Origin of the sequence: Salifodinibacter halophilus (assembly GCA_012999515.1) — a bacterium.
Classification (GTDB): Bacteria; Pseudomonadota; Gammaproteobacteria; order Nevskiales; family Salinisphaeraceae; genus Salifodinibacter; species Salifodinibacter halophilus.
Genome location: JABEEB010000675.1, coordinates 1 through 239 on the forward strand (window position 1 = coordinate 1; position 239 = coordinate 239).

The 239-nt window shown below is 60.3% G+C and carries 1 protein-coding gene; it reads right to left on the reverse strand.

The features are described 5' to 3' along the window. On the reverse strand, window positions 1–216 hold a 216-nt coding region (locus tag HKX41_13275; protein ID NNC25106.1), incomplete at its 3' end, for a Dna2/Cas4 domain-containing protein. Window positions 217–239 lie beyond the last annotated feature (23 nt).

The window sequence follows — 239 nt, forward strand, 5'->3', positions numbered from 1 at the left end:
CAAAGAGATCATTCCGAGGTGGAGGTTCTCTCGTTTCTCGTCGTATGCAGTCTCGTCGACGCGCGTCCCTCTTACGACGGCCGCGTTCTCGCGATCGATTTCGAGGTTCCGACTCTCGAACCAGAGCTCCCGCTCGCAGACGTGGTAATACTGCATCATCACCCCGGTTACGCGAAACGGTTCGTCGACGGGTGCTCCCCGTGCGGTCGCGAGCAGTCGGTCGACCGGATCTTTCGTCG